General features: G+C 66.9%; 13 protein-coding genes. 2 read left to right on the forward strand and 11 right to left on the reverse strand.

Annotation, left to right across the window (positions count from 1 at the left end):
- Window positions 1-23 precede the first annotated feature (23 nt).
- From LCI23_RS14990 to LCI23_RS15005, 4 genes are all read right to left on the reverse strand, one after another.
- Entirely contained in the window at window positions 24-1,889 is a 1,866-nt protein-coding gene (locus tag LCI23_RS14990; protein WP_224947249.1) for a glucokinase, read from the reverse strand.
- Window positions 1,890-2,021: 132 nt separating this feature from the next.
- Window positions 2,022-3,731 carry an alpha-amylase family glycosyl hydrolase gene (locus tag LCI23_RS14995; protein WP_224947250.1) on the reverse strand — a complete coding sequence of 570 codons (1,710 nt, stop codon included), beginning with the start codon at window positions 3,729-3,731 and terminating at the stop codon, window positions 2,022-2,024.
- A 28-nt stretch (window positions 3,732-3,759) separates the two neighbouring features.
- On the reverse strand, window positions 3,760-5,391 hold the full coding sequence (locus LCI23_RS15000; protein ID WP_224947251.1) for an alpha-D-glucose phosphate-specific phosphoglucomutase: 1,632 nt from the start codon (window positions 5,389-5,391) through the stop codon (window positions 3,760-3,762).
- Window positions 5,392-5,493: 102 nt separating this feature from the next.
- A complete protein-coding gene (locus LCI23_RS15005) occupies window positions 5,494-6,828 on the reverse strand; it encodes an MFS transporter (protein WP_224947252.1) in 1,335 nt (444 codons plus the stop codon).
- Window positions 6,829-7,033: 205 nt separating this feature from the next.
- Here LCI23_RS15005 and LCI23_RS15010 point away from each other — a divergent pair, with 205 nt between their 5' ends.
- Window positions 7,034-7,903: an alpha/beta hydrolase gene (locus tag LCI23_RS15010; protein ID WP_224947253.1), complete on the forward strand. Its 870-nt coding sequence runs from the start codon at window positions 7,034-7,036 to the stop codon at window positions 7,901-7,903.
- Window positions 7,904-7,967: 64 nt separating this feature from the next.
- Here the strand turns inward: LCI23_RS15010 and LCI23_RS15015 are convergent, their stop codons facing one another.
- The 7 genes from LCI23_RS15015 to LCI23_RS15045 all read right to left on the reverse strand — a co-directional run bounded on the left by LCI23_RS15015 (window position 7,968) and on the right by LCI23_RS15045 (window position 17,681).
- Window positions 7,968-9,749 carry a DEAD/DEAH box helicase gene (locus LCI23_RS15015; protein ID WP_224947254.1) on the reverse strand — a complete coding sequence of 594 codons (1,782 nt, stop codon included), beginning with the start codon at window positions 9,747-9,749 and terminating at the stop codon, window positions 7,968-7,970.
- Between the two features lie 166 nt (window positions 9,750-9,915).
- Complete coding sequence (locus tag LCI23_RS15020) at window positions 9,916-12,588, reverse strand: TonB-dependent receptor (RefSeq protein WP_224947255.1); 2,673 nt, start codon at window positions 12,586-12,588, stop codon at window positions 9,916-9,918.
- Between the two features lie 342 nt (window positions 12,589-12,930).
- Window positions 12,931-13,899 carry an IS1595 family transposase gene (locus LCI23_RS15025; protein ID WP_224947256.1) on the reverse strand — a complete coding sequence of 323 codons (969 nt, stop codon included), beginning with the start codon at window positions 13,897-13,899 and terminating at the stop codon, window positions 12,931-12,933.
- A gap of 263 nt (window positions 13,900-14,162) precedes the next feature.
- Window positions 14,163-15,155, reverse strand: coding sequence for a diacylglycerol kinase family protein (locus tag LCI23_RS15030; protein ID WP_224947257.1), 993 nt, complete (start codon window positions 15,153-15,155; stop codon window positions 14,163-14,165).
- A 67-nt stretch (window positions 15,156-15,222) separates the two neighbouring features.
- The gene (locus LCI23_RS15035) at window positions 15,223-15,759 is read right to left on the reverse strand and encodes a GNAT family N-acetyltransferase (RefSeq protein WP_224947258.1); all 537 of its coding nucleotides are present in this window, start codon (window positions 15,757-15,759) and stop codon (window positions 15,223-15,225) included.
- A complete protein-coding gene (locus LCI23_RS15040; RefSeq protein WP_224947259.1) occupies window positions 15,756-16,283 on the reverse strand; it encodes an N-acetyltransferase in 528 nt (175 codons plus the stop codon). Before LCI23_RS15040 ends, LCI23_RS15035 begins: the two co-directional genes overlap by 4 nt.
- A 123-nt stretch (window positions 16,284-16,406) precedes the next feature.
- The gene (locus LCI23_RS15045) at window positions 16,407-17,681 is read right to left on the reverse strand and encodes an amidohydrolase family protein (RefSeq protein ID WP_224947260.1); all 1,275 of its coding nucleotides are present in this window, start codon (window positions 17,679-17,681) and stop codon (window positions 16,407-16,409) included.
- A 192-nt stretch (window positions 17,682-17,873) separates the two neighbouring features.
- Between LCI23_RS15045 and LCI23_RS15050 the strand changes: the two genes are divergently transcribed.
- Window positions 17,874-18,437, forward strand: coding sequence for a hypothetical protein (locus LCI23_RS15050; protein WP_224947261.1), 564 nt, complete (start codon window positions 17,874-17,876; stop codon window positions 18,435-18,437).
- Window positions 18,438-18,458: the final 21 nt, after the last annotated feature.

The raw sequence follows: 18,458 nt of genomic DNA on the forward strand, positions 1-18,458 counted from the left end.
CGCGCCTGCGGAACGCTTCCGGCCTAGCTGTCCAGGTGCGAGATCAGGAGCCGGCCCTGGGCGTCGCCGGCCTGCTCCTGTGCCCCATCCTGGGCCTGGTTGCCAAGCGAGATCCCGACCGACATGATGTCGATCAGCAGCAGCTGCAGGATGCGCGAGATCATCGACAGGAAGGTGGTGCTGTCTTCGCTGTGGTCGACCGCCAGGCAGACCGTCGCCTTCCTCGCCAGCTGCGACTTGCTGGTGGTGATGGCGATGACGTCGGCGCCGGCCGCGCGCGCGGTGTCCACCGCGGCCAGCAGGTCCGGCAGCTGGCCGGCGGTGGAGATCGCGATCACCACGTCGCCCGGTCCCAGCAGGCCGGCGGCCAGCGTGAACAGGTGCGAGTCGCCGTACAGGGCGGCCGGGATGCGGAAGCGGAAGAACTTGTGCTGCCCGTCCAGCGCCACCGCGCGCGCATTGCCCATCGCGTAGAACTCGACGCGGCGTGCGCGCCGCAGCAGTTCGATGGCGCGGTCGATCGCGTGCACGTCGAGCTGGTCGCGGAACTTCAGGATCGCCGACACCGTGTTGTCGATCACCTTGGCCGACAGGTCGTGGGTGCTGTCGCTCATGCGCACCTGGCTGTGGCGCACCGGAATCGCACCGGTCAGGCTGCCGGCGAACTTCAGCTTGAATTCGGCCAGGCCCTGGAAGCCGAGCGAGCGGCAGAAGCGGATCACGGTCGGCTGGCTGACGTCGGCCAGGCGCGCGATTTCCGCGATCGGCTCGGACAGCACCTTGCGCGGATGCTCCAGCACCAGGGCGGCCACGCGCTGCTCGGCCGGCGACAGTTCGTGGCGCAGCTGCTGCACCCGGTCCATCAGGGTATTCGCGCCGCTGCGTCCGCGCAGGTGCTCGGACAGGATCCGCGCCACGCCGTACAGGGCCGGATTCGGCGTCATGATCACGTAGGTGGGAATCTGCGCGATGTACTCGGTGAAGCGGCCCTTGGCTTCGAAGCGCGCGCGGAAGGGCGAGGTGGCGAACCATTCGGCGATGCGCGGCACGATGCCGCCGCCGATGAAGATGCCCCCAAAGGCGCCCAGCGTCACCGCCAGGTTGGCGGCCGCGCCGCCCAGCATGCCGGCGAAGGTTTCCAGGGTCTCGAGGCAGAGCGCGTCGTGCTCGTCCAGCGCGCCGCTCACGATGTCGGCCGCGCTGCGCGGCGCCACCTGCCCCCCTTTGCCGTGCGCCAGCGCGCGGTACATCAGTTCGATGCCGGGGCCGGAGATCAGGCGCTCGTTCGACACGTGCGGCCATTCCTTCCACGCGTACTGCAGGATCGCGAATTCGCGTTCGTCGGCCGGCGCGAAGTTCACGTGGCCGCCTTCGCTGCCCAGCGTGACGAAGCCGTCGATGGTCGGGATCACGCCAGACACGCCCAGGCCCGTGCCCGGGCCGAGCACGCCGGCCACCGCATGGCTCTGCGGCGCGCCGCCGCCCACTTGCAGCAGGTCCTTCGGCGCGAAGCCGGGCAGCGCCATCGCCAGCGCCGTGAAGTCGTTCACCATCAGCAGCGTGGACAGGCCGAGCGTGCGGCGCAGCTCGTCGGTGGAGAAGGTCCAGTCGCGGTTGGTCATACGGATGGTGTCGCCGCTGATCGGATTGGCCAGCGCGAAGGCCGCGTGGTTGATCCGTACATTGCCGACCTGGGCGAGGTAGGCGTGCAGCAGCGGCACGATGCCGGTGTAGTCGTCGCACAGCAGCACCGCCACCTGGCGCAGCACGCCGGGCGCGGTTTCCAGGCCGAAGCGCGCATGGGTGGCGCCGATGTCGGCAAGCAGGCGCGGGCCGTCGGCGAAGGCGGCGCGGGTGGGTTTCAGGTCGGTATCGGGTTCAACGGTCATCGTGGTCCAATTCGGGTGGGACTGCCGTCCCGGATCGCACAAGCATACCATTGAACGAATGGCAAAAAAATGCCTGCGACCCGGTCTTCCAGCGCGTCTTTCAGTCGAGGTTCAGTCGTGTTCCAGTCAGTTTCAATCCTGGGCGATCAGGGCCACCGGTGCGGCCTCAGGGAACTGCACCTTGCCGTCCTTGACCACCGCCGTGCCGCCCGTATACCAGTCGCGCACGGTCTGGCCGTCGTGGAACACGCCGGCCACCGTCACCGGCACCGCCCGCTCGCGCGGCAGGTCGAGCGCGACCACCACGCGGTCGCTGGCGCCATCCTTGTGCCAGCTACGCTTGAAGGTATAGGGGTTCGCCGCCAGCATCTGGTGCGTGCCCGCCCCTACCGCCGGATGGGCGGCGCGGAAGCGACCCAGCCTGGCCCAGTGCTCGCGCACCTCGCCTACCCGGTAGCTGCCGCGCGACGCATTGGCCGCCAGCTCGTCCCAGTTCATATAGGAGCGCAGCGTGGCGTCGCCCTGGGCGCCTTCCACCTTGAGCAGGCGCGCGGTCTCGTCGCCGTAGTAGATCTGGGCCGCGCCCGGTGCCAGCATCAGCTTGTTGGCCGACTCGAACGGCCGCTGGCGCAGCGGGTCGTAGGGGCCGCCATCGTCGTGCGAGCTGATGTAGTTGAGCACCGAATAGCCCTTCAGCGGACCGTGCAGCGCTGCCGCATAGCTGGAGAACAGCGCCTCGTAGCCCTGGGCCGCATCCGACTTCATGCTGAAGTTGATCATGCTGTCGAAGCCCTGCGCCAGCCAGTCCACTTCGACGCCGCCGCCCATGTCGAAGCGGTGGCCGTGCCGGATCGAATAGTTATAGACTTCCGAGACCATGTAGAAAGGCAGGTCGCCGAGGCGCTTGTCCGGGTTGGCGCGCTTCCACTCCTCATAGGCCAGGCTGGCCTCCTGCTTGAGTTCCTTCCACAGGCCAGGCTCGGTGTGCTTGACGGTGTCGGCGCGGAAGCCGTCCACGCCGTACTTGCGGATCCAGTCGGTATGCCACTTGATCAGGTAGTAGCGCGGCGCGCGCGGGTAACCGGTGCGCTTGAAGAACGCGTCCAGCTCCTTCACCTCGCGCTCGTAGCGCCCTTCGCGCTTCCACTTCGCCACCAACTGCGGCGGCAGCGCCACGCTGGCGCGGCTGGCGGTGAGGAAGTCCGGCAGGTTGTCCACCAGGGTGCAGTCGACCGTGGTCGGAGCATCCTTGTAGGTGCAGGTCGGGCCGGTGCGCACCCAGTCCGATGGCCATACCGGGTCTTGCCCGGTCACCGGTCCGGTGTGGTTCATCACCACGTCGAGGATCACGCGGATGCCGTGGGCGTGGGCAGTGTCGACCAGCTCGCGATAGTCCCGCTCGCTGCCCAGGTTGGCGTCCACCGCCGTGAAGTCGCGCGCCCAGTAGCCATGGAAGCCGTACGACTTGCCGGTGCCCTCATCGGTCGAGCCATGGATCTGTTCGACCGGTGGCGTGAGCCAGATCGCATCCACGCCGAGTTCCTTGAAGTAGCCCTCGCGGATCTTCGCGGTGACGCCTTTCAGGTCGCCGCCCATGAAGCCGCGCAGCGTGGCCGCATCCGCCTTGCGCCCGTAGGCCAGGTCGTTGCCGCGGTCGCCGTTGTGGAAGCGGTCCGTGAGCAGGAAATACACGACGGCGTTCTCCCACAGGAAGGGCTTGGCGGCTTGCCGGCCGGCCTGGCCGGCCGCGCTGGATGCGGGCTGGCTGGAGGTCTGCGCGGCAGCGCCGGCACTGGCGCCGAGGGCAAGCAGCAGGGAGGCGGCAAGGACGGATGGTTTCATGCGGGTTCCTGTGGTGGCGGTGGGGGTTCTAGGTGATCACGGAGGGCTGCGCGCGGCCGGTGCGCTGGCGCAGCCCGGAGATGTCGTCGGCGATGGCGGCCAGGTCGGCCAGCGCTGCCTGCGTATCGAGCCCGTGGCGCGCCGGATCGGCTTCGTAGCGTTCGAGGTAGAGGCGGATGGTGGCGCCTTCGGTGCCGGTGCCGGACAGCCGGAACACGATGCGCGAGCCGTCCGCCATGATGATGCGGATACCCTGGTGGCTGGCCACCGAACCGTCGACCGGGTCGTGGTAGACGAAGTCGTCGGCCTCGGCCACGCGGAAGCTCCCCAGCGTGCGGCCGGCCAGCTCCGGCAGGCGCGCGCGCAGCGCTTCCATCAGGGCGTCGGCGGCGCCGGCATCGACCGCCTCGTAGTCATGGCGCGAATAATAATTGCGGCCGAAGCGGGCCCAGTGCCCGCGCACGATTTCTTCCACCGACTGGCCGCGCACGGCCAGCAGGTTCAGCCAGAACAGCACGGCCCACAGGCCGTCCTTCTCGCGGATGTGGTGCGAGCCGGTGCCGTAGCTCTCTTCGCCGCACAGGGTGGCGAGGTTGGCGTCCATCAGGTTGCCGAAGTATTTCCAGCCGGTCGGGGTCTCGAAGCAGGTGATGCCCAGGCTGTCCGCGACGCGGTCGGCCGCCCGGGACGTCGGCATCGAGCGCGCGATGCCGGTGATGCCTTTCGCGTAGCCGGGCGCCACGGTGGCGTTGGCGGCGATGATGGCCAGGCTGTCCGAAGGCGTGACCGCCAGGCCGCGGCCGACGATCATGTTGCGGTCGCCGTCGCCGTCCGAGGCGGCGCCGAGGTCGGGCGCTTCGGGCCCGTTCATGTGGGCCACCAGCTCGGCCGCGTTGACCGGGTTTGGGTCCGGGTGGCCGCCGCCGAAGTCTTCCAGCGGTGTGCAGTTGACCACGGTGCCGCCCGGGGCGCCCAGCATGCCTTCGAGGAGGGCCTGCGCGTACGGCCCCGAGACCGCGTGCATGGCGTCGAAGCGCATCCGGAAACCGCGCGCGAACAGGGCGCGGATGGCGTCGAAGTCGAACAGGCGCGCCATCAGTTCGGCATAGTCGGCAACCGGGTCGATCACTTCCACCGTCATGCCTTCGATGCGGGTGCTGCCGGGCTGGTCGAGATCCACCGGAGGGCAATCGCTGATGTGGTAGCAGTTCAGCGTCCGGGTAGCGGCATGGATCGCCTCGGTGATCTTCTCCGGCGCCGGGCCGCCGTTCTCGATGTTGTACTTGATGCCGAAGTCGCCGTCCGGACCGCCCGGGTTGTGGCTTGCCGACAGCACGATGCCGCCGAAGGCGGCGCGCTTGCGGATCACGCAGCTGACCGCCGGCGTCGACAGGATGCCGCCACGCCCCACCAGGCACCTGGCCACGCCGTGGGCGGCGGCCATGCGCAGGATGGTCTGGATCGCTTCGCGGTTGAAATAGCGGCCGTCGCCGCCGACCACCAGGCCGCAGCCGCGCCCGCTGCCGACGGTCAGGAAAATCGCTTCGACAAAATTCTCGAGGTAGCCGGGCCGCTGGAATTCGGTGACTTTCTTGCGCAGGCCCGAGGTGCCGGGCCGCTGTCCGGCGAACGGCGTGGTGGGGACGGTCTGGATACTCATGCTTCGCTCCTGTCGTGACGTACTGCAACACCATGCGATGTTGGTAAAACGTCACGATACGACAGGCGCGTAATCACTGGCGCGCGCGCTCTGGCCAGGAAATCAGGCCGACTTCACCGGCGCGGCGCGGTCGCTGACGAACAGGGTCAGCACCGCCGCCAGCAGCATCGAGGCCCCGCCCAGCACCAGTGTCAGCACGGTGTGGCCGCCGAAGAAGTGGCGGGTCACGCCGCCCAGCAGCAGGCCGCTGCAGATCTGCGGGATCACGACGAAGAAGTTGAACAGGCCCATGAAGTAGCCCATGCGCCTGGCCGGCAGCGAACCGGCCAGGATCGCGTAGGGCATGGTCAGGATCGAGGCCCAGGCCAGACCGACGCCGATCATCGGCAGCATCAGCATGTTGCGCTCGGTGATGAAGTAGATGCTGGCCAGGCTCAGGCCGCCGATCGCGAGGCAGGTCGCATGCACGGTCTTGCGGGAAGTCGCGCGCGCAAACACCGGCAGGATGAAGGCGGCCAGCGCCGACACGCCGCTGTACACGGCGAACATGATGCCGACGAAGCTGCCGGCGGCCTGGAACTCCGACGACTGGGCGTCGACCGTGCCGTAGACGTTGTCGGCGATCGCCGACCCGGTATAGATCCACATCGCGAACAGCGCGATCCAGGTGAAGAACTGCACGAAGGCCAGCTGCACCATGGTCTTCGGCATCTTGCCGAAGCCGCCGAGGATTTCGCGCAGGGCCACGCCCAGGCTGCGCGCCCGCTGGCGCTCGGCCTTGAAGGCTTCCATGTCGGGTGGCGGCAGTTCGTCGGCGCTGACCACGGTCCAGAGCACGGCCAGGAAGAAGATCGCGCCGCCGGCGTAGAAGGAATAGCGCACGGTGTCCGGCACCATCCCGCCCACCGCTTCGTTGGACACGCCCATCGCTTCGAAGAAGGTCGGCAGCAGCGAAGCGATCACCGCGCCGCAGCCGATGAAGAAGGTCTGCATCGCATAGCCCGCGGTCTGCTGCGAGGCGTCCAGCTTGTCGCCCACGAAGGCGCGGAACGGCTCCATCGACACGTTGATGGCGGCGTCCATCAGCCACAGCACCGCCACCGCCATCCACAGGGCGGCGGAGTTCGGCATCAGGAACAGGGCGATCGCGGCCAGCACGGCGCCGATGAAGAAGAACGGACGGCGCCGGCCCCATTTCGGGTGCCAGGTATTGTCGCTCAGGTAGCCGATCACCGGCTGCACCAGCAGGCCCGTGACGGGCGCGGCGAGCCAGAACAGGGCCAGGTTGTCGGGATCGGCGCCCAGCGTCGAGAAGATCCGGCTGGTGTTGGCGTTCTGCAGTGCGAAGCCGAACTGGATGCCGAAGAAGCCGAAGCTCATGTTCCAGAGCTGCCAGAACGACAGGCGCGGCTTGAGCACGCCAGTTTGCATATCCATGATGTCCCCAAAATGGCCCGGACCTGGCGGGCTCTCGTGTGATGCGGGCAGCGCGAATGCGGCTAGCCCACCGTAGCTGTAGCAAAATAACATGGCGATTTCTGGGTGTCAATCACGGCACCGCCATAGTAGAATCCCCACAACAAACCCGCCCTAACCTAGGACGCTGTAGTTAAACAACACAAGAAACGCCAGGAGCCACCCGATGCCCGCTCTTCACCGCGCCGCCCTTTCCATCCTGCTGGGCACCATGCTGTGCGCACCCGCCCTTGCCGCCGGCGAGCCGGCCATCGCTGCCAAGGCCTCGACCGCCCTGCCCGGCGTCAGCCTGCTGGGTGACCCGGTCGCGATGCCGGGCCTGGAACGCAAGCGCCAGCTGCGCTTGTACCTGCCGCCCGGCTATGCGAGTTCCGGCAAGCGCTACCCCGTACTGTACATGCATGACGGCCAAAACCTGTTCGACGTGGCGAGCGCCTTCTCTGGCGAATGGCGGGTGGACGAAACGCTCGACGCGCTAGCGCGCGAAGGCAGGCTGGAACTTATCGTGGTCGGCATCGACAATGGCGGCGACAAGCGCCTGACGGAGCTGAACGCCTGGGACCACGAACAGTTCGGCAAGGGTGAAGGCCGGGCCTATACCGACTTCATCGTCAACACGGTCAAGCCGATGATCGACCGCCAGTACCGCACCCTGCCCGGCCGCGCGCATACGGCGATCATGGGCAGCTCGATGGGCGGGCTGGCCTCGCATTACGCGCTGGTGCAGTATCCGGAAGTATTCGGCAAGGCGGGCGTGTTTTCTCCGGCCTACTGGACTGCGCAGCCGGTGTTCGGCTTCGTGAGCGGCAAGCCGGTGCCGAAGGACGCGCGCCTGTACCTCTTGATGGGCGGGAAGGAAGGCGCGCAGATGAATGCGGACGTCCAGCGCATGGCGCAGGTGATCAGGCAGACCGGACATCCGGCCGGGAATACGGTGCTCAAGAGCGTGCCGGGGGCGGAGCACAACGAGGCGTTCTGGTCGGGGGAATTGCGGGAAGCCCTGCTGTGGATGTTCGCGGCCGGCGAGTCCAGGTAGGGCCGTTCGTTCATCCGGAAGCTGAACGCGTGGGCGGGAAGACCCGCCCACCCTACGACATGCCTCAGCCTTTGCGGTGCGGCTTCTTGGTGCCGGCCTTCGTAAAGCTCTTCTTCTTCGGCGCCGTGACGATCGGCGCTTCCACGCCGTCGCGCGTCATGTTCAGCTGCTGGCCCGCGACCCACACCGTGCGCAGGTGGTCGATCAGTTCCGGCGTCATGTCGTCCGGCAGGTCGATGGTGCTGTAGTCGTCGTAGATCTCGATGCGGCCCATGTACTTGGCCGGCATGTCGGCTTCGTTGGCGATCGCACCGACGATGTTGCCCGGCTTGACGCCATGCTGGTGGCCGACCTCGATGCGGAACGTGGCCATGCCCGGTTCCGCTTCGCGCACCACGCGCTCCTTCTTGAAGGCCGGCTCACGTGGCTCACGTGGCTCACGGGGCGCCCGCGGCGCCCGCTCTTCCCAGGCGTCCTGCACGCGCGGCACGAAGTCGGCGCGCTCGGGCCTGGCCTCGCGGTCGGGCTTTTCCAGCAGCAGCGGCTGGTCGCCGCGCGCCAGCTTGGCCAGGGCGGCGGCAATGTCCACTGCCGGCACGTTCTGCTCGCGCTCGTACTCTTCCACCAGCGAACGGAACATCTCCAGGCCGCCTTCGGCCAGGGTGGCCGCGATCTGCTCCTTGAAGCGGGCAATGCGGACTTCGTTCACCGCCTTCACGGTCGGCAGCTGCAGCGGCGCCACCGGCTGGCGCGTGGCGCGCTCGATCGCCTTCAGCAAACCGCGCTCGCGCGGGGTGATGAACAGGATCGCTTCGCCGCTGCGGCCGGCGCGGCCGGTGCGGCCGATACGGTGGGTATAGCTTTCCGGGTCGGACGGCACGTCGTAGTTGATCACGTGGCTGATACGGTCGACGTCCAGGCCGCGGGCGGCGACGTCGGTCGCCACCAGGATGTCGATCTTGCCGCTCTTGAGCTGCTCGATGGTGCGCTCGCGCGCCTGCTGGGCCATGTCGCCATTGATGGCGACGGCTGCGAAGCCGCGCGCCTGCAGCCTGGTCGCCAGCTCCTCGGTACCCAGCTTGGTGCGGGCGAAGATGATCATGCCGTCGAACGGCTCGGCTTCCAGGATGCGGGTCAGCGCATCGAGCTTCTGCATGCCCGCCACCAGCCAGTAGCGCTGGGTGATGTTGGCGGCGGTGCCGGTCTTGGCCGCCACCGTGACTTCCTGCGGGTCGCGCAGGTAGGTCTTGGCGATGCGCTTGATGGCCGGCGGCATGGTGGCCGAGAACAGCGTGGTCTGGCGCTCGGGCGGGGTCTGCTGCAGGATGTGCTCGACGTCGTCGATGAAGCCCATGCGCAGCATCTCGTCCGCTTCGTCCAGCACCAGGGTTTTCAGCTGCGACAGGTCGAGCGAACCCTTTTCGATATGGTCGATCACGCGGCCGGGGGTCGCCACCACCACGTGCACGCCGCGGCGCAGTGCCGACAGCTGTGGTCCGTAGCTCTGGCCGCCGTAGATCGGCAGCACGTGGAAACCCTTGATGTGGGCGGCGTAGGTCTGGAAGGCTTCCGCCACCTGGATCGCCAGTTCGCGCGTCGGCGCCAGCACCAGCGCCTGCGGCGTGGCCTGCTTGATGTCGATGCGCGACAGGATCGGCAGGGCGAAAGCGGCGGTCTTGCCGGTGCCGGTCTGGGCCTGCCCGAGCACATCGCGGTTGGCCAGCAGCAGCGGAATGGTCGCGGCCTGGATCGGCGACGGCGTTTCATAACCGACTTCCTTCAGCGCCTTGAGGACGGGCGCGGAAATGTCGAGGTCGGCGAACGACGGGATAGGGGTGTCAGACATGGGGGAGATGCTCATAAAGTAAGTGCGAAGGCGCCAGTTTACACTGTCGCCCGGAAGCCCGGCGCAAACTGCCGGACATTGTCATGCGGTAAAAAAGAAAAAGCCCTTGCAGGCATCGCTGCCTGCAAGGGTTGCGGTGCGCCCCGGAAGGGGCGGCTGGTACTGCTTACAGCTTGTAGTTCAGGCCGAACAGCATCTGGCGGCCATACTTGCTGTAGCCGCGCGGACGGTCTTCGCTGCCGGCGTAGCTGCGGAAGGCGGTGTCGGTCAGGTTGTTCACCTGGAACAGCAGCGACAGGCCCGGCACTTGCTTGATGTCGTAGCCCAGCTGCAGGTCGACGACCTTGTCGGCCTTCACGTAGGTCAGCTCGGTGGCGCCGCCGATGCCGCCGATCTCGCCGACGAAATCGCTGCGGTAACGCTGGCTCACACGGGCCGAGAAGCCATCGTTCTCATAGTAGGCGGTGACGTTGAACACGCGCTTGGACAGGCCAGGCAGCGGGATGTTCAGGCCGGCGAAGCGCTGGTCCAGGATCGTGATCTCGCTGTTGGTGAACGAGGCGTTGGCGGTGATGCCGAAGCCGTTCAGCATCGGGCTGACCATCTCCAGCGGCACCGAGGCGGCGAATTCCAGGCCCTCGATCGAACCGCCCTTGCCGTTGCGCGGCTGGGTCATGGTGCCGATGTTGGTGGTCGCACCGACCAGGCGGTATTCCGAGAAATCACGCGGCGTGGTCACGGTGTAGATGTAGGAAGTCAGGTCCTTGTAGAAGCCTGCTGCCGACACGTAGCCCTTGTTGCCGAAGTATTTTTCCCACGACAGGTCGACCTGCTTGGCGCGCCACGGGTCGAGCTGGGCGTTGCCGCCGTTGCCCCATGGCGTACCGGTGCTCTGGGCGGTGAGGCCGACTTCCAGCGCCGCGTTCAGCTGGTTCAGCTTGGCGCGCGCCAGGGTCTTGCCGGCGCCAAAGCGGATGAACTGCTGGTCAGGCAGGCTCCAGGCCAGGTTGATGCTCGGCAGGTAGTCGGTGTACTTCTTGCCGTCGGTCAGCGGCACCAGGTCGGCGAACGGCCAGGCGCGCAGGGTGTTCGCGGTCGAGCTCTGGTCGGTCTCGACCACCTGGATGCCGATGTTGCCGCGCAGCGGCATCGCCATCAGGTCGGTGTCGATGTTCAGCTTGGCGTAGCCGGTCTTGACCTTCTCTTCGATGAACCAGTTCTTGGTCGCGCCCCATGGCACCAGGATGGCCGGGGTGAACGGGCCGAAGTTCTGGTTCAGCACGCCCTGGATGTCCCAGCTCAGGGTATTCGGCAGACCGTACAGGTCTTGCGAGCCGTTGATGACGTTGGCCGCGAAGCTGCCGTCGCCGATCTTCGAGAAGCCGGTTTCCAGGTGCTGCTTTTCCTTTTCGCGCTTGGAGACGTTGAAGCCCAGTTCCAGGCTGCTGAACACGTTATGGTCGAACTTGCGCTCGATGCTGGCGCGCGCCGAGGTCATCTCGTCGGTCATGTAGGGCGCGTTGACGTAGCCTTCGCCGAACTGGCCGCCGATGCGCAGCTGGGCCGGATCGTCATAGACGCCGCTCAGGCTCAGGGTCGGCACGCGGGCGCCGTTGTAGGCGAAGTTCAGGCTCTGGCGCGCCTGGCGGCCGGCGTTGATCTCGACCAGCTCTTCGCGGTGGTCGGCCTTGGAACGGCTGATGTCGAGCACGCCGACCCAGTCGCCCGAGGTGAAGCGGTTGTTCCAGCCGAAGGCGGTCAGCTTGTCGTCGCGCTTCAGGCGGTTGTTGCGCACCACCGGGTTGACGTTGTTGGCGACGCCCTCGACCATGATGCCGTTCACGGTGCGGCCGTTGGTGAAGGTGACGCTGCCGTCGTCCTTGAGCGGGATTTCCATGCCGCGGCGGATCTCTTCCTGGTCGAAGCGCGAGTGGTACACGTCGAAGGTCGAGCTGAAGTTGCGGTTCGGACGGAACTCGAGCACGCCCATCAGGCCGTCGCGCACCTGGTCGCCGGTGACAGCCAGGGCCTTGATGCCCTTCGGCACCTTGACGTTCGGCGTGCCGCCCGAATCGACCCAGTCCCAGGTCTCGAACTGCTCGTGCACGTTCGGCTTGTCCTGGCGTGCGTAGCCGATCGCGATACCGACCGTGCGGTTGGCGAACTGGTCGATGTAGGACGCGCTGACGCGGCTGCCGGTGTCCGGCGAGCCGGCGCTGACCGAACCCTTGGAATTCTTTTCACCGCGCACGTTGACGCTGATGGTGCGCTCGCGCAGCGACAGCGGCTTGATGGTCTGCAAGTCGACCGTGCCCGACAGGCCCTGGCCGATCACGCCGGCGTCCGAGGTCTTGTAGACGGTGACGGCGTTGATCAGTTCCGACGGGTACTGGTCGTATTCGACGGTACGGTCCGAGCTGGTCGTGACCTGCTCGCGGCCGTTGAGCAGCGCGGTCGACAGGTCGCCCGAGGTGCCGCGGATGCTGATGGTCTGGGCCTGGCCGTTGGTACGCTGGGCCGACAGGCCCGGCAGGCGCGCCAGCGATTCGGCGATCGACATGTCAGGCAGCTTGCCGATGTCTTCGGCGGAAATGGCTTCCACGATGCCGGTCGACTCGCGCTTGACGGCGATCGCGTCTTCGATGGCGCGGCGGATGCCGGTCACGGTCACGGTCTGAACCGCACCGTCGACGGCGGGCGTGGTGCTGGCGTCCGTGGTTTGCGCATGGACGTTACCGGCCATGGCCGCAACGAAGATGGCGCAGCCGGTAGCAACCGGGCTCAGCTGGAATACGTGGCGAACCGGCTGGGCGGCGCGCTTGGTTGCGAAGATATTCATTTGTCCCCTCAATAAAGACGAATAGTTTTTTCCCGAAACTACAGCGCGACAGGCAGCGGCACGGCAGCCTCAAGCAAACGGTTTTGTACGTTCCATCACGGATGATGTACTAAAACTAGATGCACTGTCAACGAGAGTTGCTTGTTACTACGATAATGGCATGTTTTTCCCGAAAACGGCAGTTGAAGACAGGTTTCCCGTTGTATTTGAGCTACAAAATGGTGCAAGTCGTTCTGTAGTACGACTACAAATGAGGCAGTTCGCTATTTGATCGCTCATGACTGCACCAAGTTGGTGCAAATATGGAGGCAAGACCATCGCAATGGAAAGGCGCTGTCAGCGTTATCTGTTGATGGCTCCGATCGCGATACGCAGCAATTGTTCCGCAGTAGTGATGCGTTCGCCATCGAGCGCCCAGCGCCAGCCCAGGTAGTCGGGCAGGTAGCGCGAGGCCACGCCGCGGAAATGGCTGAGCCACTGCCGCAGGCGTGCGTGATAGGCGTTGACGTTCTGGACGTGGATGGCGCCGGCAGCCCGGCGACGGACCCGTATGCCGGCCTGCAGGTTGACCGCCTCATGTGCAATGCGGTGCTTGCGGGCGAATGCGCGGTAGGCAGCGTGGGAATCGCTCACCAGCAGCACCTGCCGGTCGAGCCTGGGCAGCAGATGGCGCTCCAGCTGCCCGGCTTTCAAGGATCCACGGCCTACGACCGCATCGATCGTCTGCCCGCTACGGTCGCGCGCCACCAGGATGCAGTCGAGCTCGCTTGAAATCCCGCGCTTGTGGGCCCGACCACCGCGCTTGCGTGCCGGCCTGTCCAGCTTGCGCGAGCCCTTTTGCGATTCGAGGATGAACATCTCGTCGGCTTCGGCGATGCCGCTCAAGGTCTTGGGACGATCGTGCCTGGCCTGGTCGAGAAAGCGGTGGCGCCACCGGAAGGCCGTGTTGCGGTGTACGCCGACTTCCCTGGCTGCCTTGCGCACCGACTTCGATGCGAGCATCGTGTCCAGGTAGTCGAGCCATTTTTCCCGTAGCCGCAGGTGCGCCAGCGGTGTGCCGCTCAGGTCGTTATAGGTGCGGCCGCACGCACGGCAGCGGTAGCGCTGCAGGCCGTTGGCCTGGCCATGCCGGTAGTAACGCTCGCAAGCGCAGGCAGGACAGCGGCGCTTACCTTCCTTGACCTGGGCAATGAGGGCGATGATGCGGTCGAGTCCGGCGGCCGGGTGCAGGGCCGAGAGCGTTTGCAGGCGCTGCGGCACGTTCAGCGCCGGCAGCTGGGCGAACCACTTCCTGAAGCGGGGAGCGCGCATGATCGGGTCCTGTCGAGGGAGACAGGCGTTCGACCGCCGAACTGCTCGGCAGTTCGGTCCTCATCCATAGGTCCGGTTGACTGCGCCAATGGAAATGGCGCTCGGACAGAAGGAACGACGCTTGAAAGTGTACTTTGACTAGAAAGCAGTGAAGTCGATCAGCAGCCGAATGCACTTGTTCGATACATGGCTGCAGCGGGCGGGCGCATGCATCAGGGATGCGCTGTCGACGGCGCTGTAGTGCGATTACGGATACACCTCACTCAGGACAAGGCCCTGGCCTCGTCCGATGCCGGCCGTGCCTCCTTGCGCGACGGGCCTTGCACCAGCAGGTGCAGCCGACCTTCCAGCACCCGGAATTCGAGCGGCATTGTCATCCTGCTCACCTCGCCGTCCACCGCGACCTTCATGCGCTTGCGCCCATACACGGCCGGCGTGAGCACCGTCAGGCGCCGGAAGGCGAAGGCCTCGACTTCATCGTCCTCCCCGAGCCGCCCGCGCAGCCCCTGGATGAGCAGGCGCAACAGGCCAAGCTTGCCCATCGGACGCGGCGCGATGCCGACCAGCTGGCCGTCCTCTACCGCCTCGACCAGGCCATCGCGCATGCCGACCTGCTCCAGCTGCAGGCGGTTGTTGCCGACAAACAAGGTAGTCGTGCGCAAGCGGCGCTCCTTGCCGTCGAGTTCGAGGGTGATGCGCAAGTGCCGGTGCGGCCGCAGCGCGATCTTGACTGCCGAAAAGAAGGCGACCAGCCGGCTGCGTCCATAGTGGCGTTTGTCCAGCTCGCGCGCTTCAAGCAGTTTCGGATACAGGCCGACGCTGGCGTTGACGAGAAATACCTTGTTGTTGAGCAAGCCGACCTGTACCGGTTGCACCTGGGCGCGCAGCAGCGCATACACGGCCTCGGCCAGGTCTTCGGGAATGCCGTGGGTACGGCCGAAGTAATTGAAGGTACCTTGCGGCAGGACGCCGAAGGGACAGCCGGCCAGCACCGCCTGGTGCGCCACCGTGTTGATGGTGCCGTCGCCGCCGGCCGCCACCAGGATGCCCTCCTCGGCCACGGCGCGCGCCGCCAGCGCGCGCGCCTGCTCTTCCAGCCCGGCCGGATCCTCGACCAGCTCCAGATGGCAGCGCCGTCCGGCCCCATCGAACACCTGCTCGATGGTGGAGCGGCGCAGTTCGGTCTCGGAGTGGCCCGATCCCGCATTCATGACGATGAAATACGGGGCGTCGGGGCGCGGCGCGGTACTGGGCATCGTGGCTCGTGTTTCGGTGAGTGGACCTGCAGGCATCCTACACCCGGCGCCCGCGCGCCACGGTGCGCTAGCGCTCCGACAGCGCCATGCGGTACAGGTTCAGGGGCGGCGCGCCCTCGGCCAGCGTGCGCGTGCCCTCGAAGCGCATGCCGAGCCTGAGCAGCAGCGCGATCGAGGCCGCGTTACCCGGGGTGGTGATGGCGGCCAGCCGCGCGATGCCGAGCGCGCGCGCATGCGCCACCACGCCCTGCGCCGCCTCGAAGGCATACCCGCGTCCGCGGTAGCGCGGCAGGAAGGCATAGCCGATGTCGACGTCATCGAGCCCATCGCGCTTGATCAGGCCCGCCATCCCGACCGGCACCCCACCGTCCTCCCGCAGCTCCACCATATACATCGAATGGCCGAGCGCGCGCTGCATCGCCACCGGACCGTCCGCGATCGACTTCACGGCCGCTTCCAGCGTACGCACGCCGCGGTCGCCGATATGCGCGATGAAGGCGGGATCGTTCAATACTTCCAGGTAGTGCGCCGCGTCGCCTGGCGTCAGCAGGCGCAGGCGCAGGCGTTCGGTAAGCAGGATCTCGGCGCCGCGCTGGCCGCTCATGCGTCCGCCGTCGGCCAGTGGTCAGGGTCGCGCAGCAGCTGGTACATCACGTAGGCGTCGACGTAGCCGAGGCGCTTGTGGCGGTAGGCCTTGGGCAGCGTGCCCACGATCGAGAAGCCGAGTTTCTTCCAGAGCCGGATGGCGCTGCCGTTGGTGCTCACCACATAGTTGAACTGCATCGCCAGGTAGCCGCGCCTGCGCGCCTCTTCCAGGCTATGCGCGCCGAGCAGGCGCCCGACTCCCGCGCCCTGCGCCGAGGGACTGACCATGTAGGAAGCGTTCGCCACATGGTGGCCACGCCCCACCTGGTTCGGTACCAGGCGGTACATGCCGAGCAGGCGCTCGCCGCCGCTGGTCGCGACGAAGCTCGCCACGTCGGGTCCGAGCCAGTAGGCATGGCCGGTCTCGCGCGAGGTCGCGCTGGTGAACGGATAGGTTTCACCGGCGGCGACGTGGGCGCAGAAGATGCTCCACATCGCATCGAAATCGTGCTCGCCGGCGGGGCGGATCTGGACGTCTTTCACGGCTGTCGAAACGCGTTACCGAACTGGAAAGCGTTCTATTCTAGACCAAACCGGGCCTGCTCCACGGCGCGATGGTCGTATCGTGCGGCCGCTGTTGCGATCTACCCCGCCACCACTTCGGTCCTATTGCGGCATCCGGAAATCCGTGCTGGCGGGACGTCCTGGCAGGCGCAGGGTGACCTGGGCCGACGGCGCCTCGGCCACCACGGCGCCGCGCCGCAGCACCAGGCGGCGTGGCGCGCGCAGGCGGATCGCCTCCACCGTGGAGCCGGCGTCCAGCAGCACCAGGTCGGCCTGGCATCCGGGCGCCAGGCCGTAGCCTTCCAGGCCGAGGATGCGCGCCGGGGTCTCGGTCACCGCCAGGAAGCATTGGTGCATCGCCTCCACCCCCGTCATCTGGGCCACGTGCAGGCCCATGTGCGCCACTTCCAGCATGTCGCCGGAACCCATGCCGTACCAGGGATCGAGCACGCAGTCGTGACCGAAGGCCACGTCCACGCCCGCCTCCAGCAGTTCCGGCACGCGCGTCATGCCGCGCCGCTTCGGGTAGGTGTCGTGGCGGCCCTGCAGGGTGATGTTGATCAGGGGGTTGGCGATGGCGGCGACGCCACTTTCCGCGATCAGGGGCAGCAGCTTGCTGACGTAATAGTTGTCCATCGAATGCATCGAGGTCAGGTGCGAGCCGGCCACCAGGCCCTGCATGCCGAGGCGCTGGGTGTGGTAGGCCAGGGTCTCGATATGGCGCGACATCGGGTCGTCGGTCTCGTCGCAATGCATGTCCACGCGCCGGTCGTGCTGCGCCGCGTACTCGCACAGCAGGCGGATCGATTCGGCGCCGTCCGCCGTGGTGCGTTCGAAGTGCGGGATGCCGCCGACCACGTCGACGCCCAAGGCAATCGCGCGTTTCAGGTTGCCGAAGGCGCCGGGACTGCGCAGCAGGCCGTCCTGCGGAAAGGCCACCAGCTGCAGGTCGAGGTAGGGCGCGACCTGCTTGCGCACTTCCAGCAGCGCTTCCACCGCCAGCAGGCGGTCATCGCAAATATCGACGTGGGTGCGGATCGCCAGCAGGCCGCGCGCCACCGCCCAGTCGCAATAGCGCAGCGCGCGCTCGATGATCGCCTCCTGGGCCAGCTGGGGCTTGAGCTCCCCCCACAGGCGGATCCCTTCCAGCAGGGTGCCGCTGCGGTTCACCCGCGGCAGGCCGTAGCTCAGGGTCGAGTCCATGTGGAAATGCGCGTCCACGAAGGGCGGGCTGACCAGGCCACCGTCGGCGTCGATCTCGCGCGCGCCCTGGGCCGCCAGGCGCTTTTCCACGGCGGCGATGCGCTCGCCGTTGATGCCGATGTCGATGTCCCGGCTGCCATCCGGCAGGGTGGCATTGCGAATCACGAGATCCATGCGTGCTCCTCCTTGTTGTCCCGATTGTAAGCCTATCAGGGCGGGCCGGACGCCGAAGCGGCCGACCAGGCCCCATGCTGCAATGCAATAATTCATTGCCATTCCGGCCAACAAGACTTTGCAAGCTTGTCCAATCATGGATACACTAGCCGATATTGCAGTGCGCCATAAATGACCGACAAGGAAACTTCCATGACCCAGATCCGCGACCAGTTTTCCGCAGTAGGCAAGGCCCAGTTCGAAGCACAACTCGATTTCTTCCAATTTTTCAGCACCCAGGCACTGGAGAGCGCCAGCCGGCTCGCCGCCCTGCAACTGGCCGCGTCGCGCGAAGCGGCCACGCGTGCGCTCGGCGCCGGTTTCGCCCTGGCCCAGGGCCGCGCGCCGTCGAGCGCCGGCGTGCAGCCTGCCGACACCGCGGTCGCGCCAGCAGCCGCCCCGGCCCCGCAGTCCGAACCAATGGCCGACGCACCCGCCACTCCTGCATTGACATTGCCACCCCAGGCCGAGACCGCACAGGTGGACGCCCAGGTGACCGAACCCCTGATCCTGGCCGAACCGGCTGCGCCTGAAGTCCTGGCCGCCACCCCTACGCCGGTTCCGGTGGCCGAGCCGAAAGCCATCGCCACGGCCGCCGGCAATGGAGAGGCGCATGCCGCCATGGCCGCGCACCCGGCCGCCGCCCCGCTCGCACCGGCGCCTGGCGCGGCACCGAAAGCCACGCTCGCGCCGGCCGCACCGAAGCGCAAGAAATAAGCGTCGCCCGGTGGGCACGTC

The sequence above is a fragment of the Massilia sp. MS-15 genome (assembly GCF_020176695.1).
Lineage (GTDB): Bacteria > Pseudomonadota > Gammaproteobacteria > Burkholderiales > Burkholderiaceae_D > Telluria > Telluria hydrophila.

Coding starts and splice junctions, on each gene's coding strand:
- LCI23_RS15030 (WP_224947257.1), bottom strand. CDS start 15,155: ATGCCCAGTACCGCGCCGCGCCCCGACGCCCCGTATTTCATCGTCATG.
- LCI23_RS14995 (WP_224947250.1), bottom strand. CDS start 3,731: ATGAAACCATCCGTCCTTGCCGCCTCCCTGCTGCTTGCCCTCGGCGCC.
- LCI23_RS15000 (WP_224947251.1), bottom strand. CDS start 5,391: ATGAGTATCCAGACCGTCCCCACCACGCCGTTCGCCGGACAGCGGCCC.
- LCI23_RS15035 (WP_224947258.1), bottom strand. CDS start 15,759: ATGAGCGGCCAGCGCGGCGCCGAGATCCTGCTTACCGAACGCCTGCGC.
- LCI23_RS15015 (WP_224947254.1), bottom strand. CDS start 9,749: ATGTCTGACACCCCTATCCCGTCGTTCGCCGACCTCGACATTTCCGCG.
- LCI23_RS15010 (WP_224947253.1), top strand. CDS start 7,034: ATGCCCGCTCTTCACCGCGCCGCCCTTTCCATCCTGCTGGGCACCATG.
- LCI23_RS15005 (WP_224947252.1), bottom strand. CDS start 6,828: ATGGATATGCAAACTGGCGTGCTCAAGCCGCGCCTGTCGTTCTGGCAG.
- LCI23_RS15020 (WP_224947255.1), bottom strand. CDS start 12,588: ATGAATATCTTCGCAACCAAGCGCGCCGCCCAGCCGGTTCGCCACGTA.
- LCI23_RS14990 (WP_224947249.1), bottom strand. CDS start 1,889: ATGACCGTTGAACCCGATACCGACCTGAAACCCACCCGCGCCGCCTTC.
- LCI23_RS15025 (WP_224947256.1), bottom strand. CDS start 13,899: ATGCGCGCTCCCCGCTTCAGGAAGTGGTTCGCCCAGCTGCCGGCGCTG.
- LCI23_RS15045 (WP_224947260.1), bottom strand. CDS start 17,681: ATGGATCTCGTGATTCGCAATGCCACCCTGCCGGATGGCAGCCGGGAC.
- LCI23_RS15050 (WP_224947261.1), top strand. CDS start 17,874: ATGACCCAGATCCGCGACCAGTTTTCCGCAGTAGGCAAGGCCCAGTTC.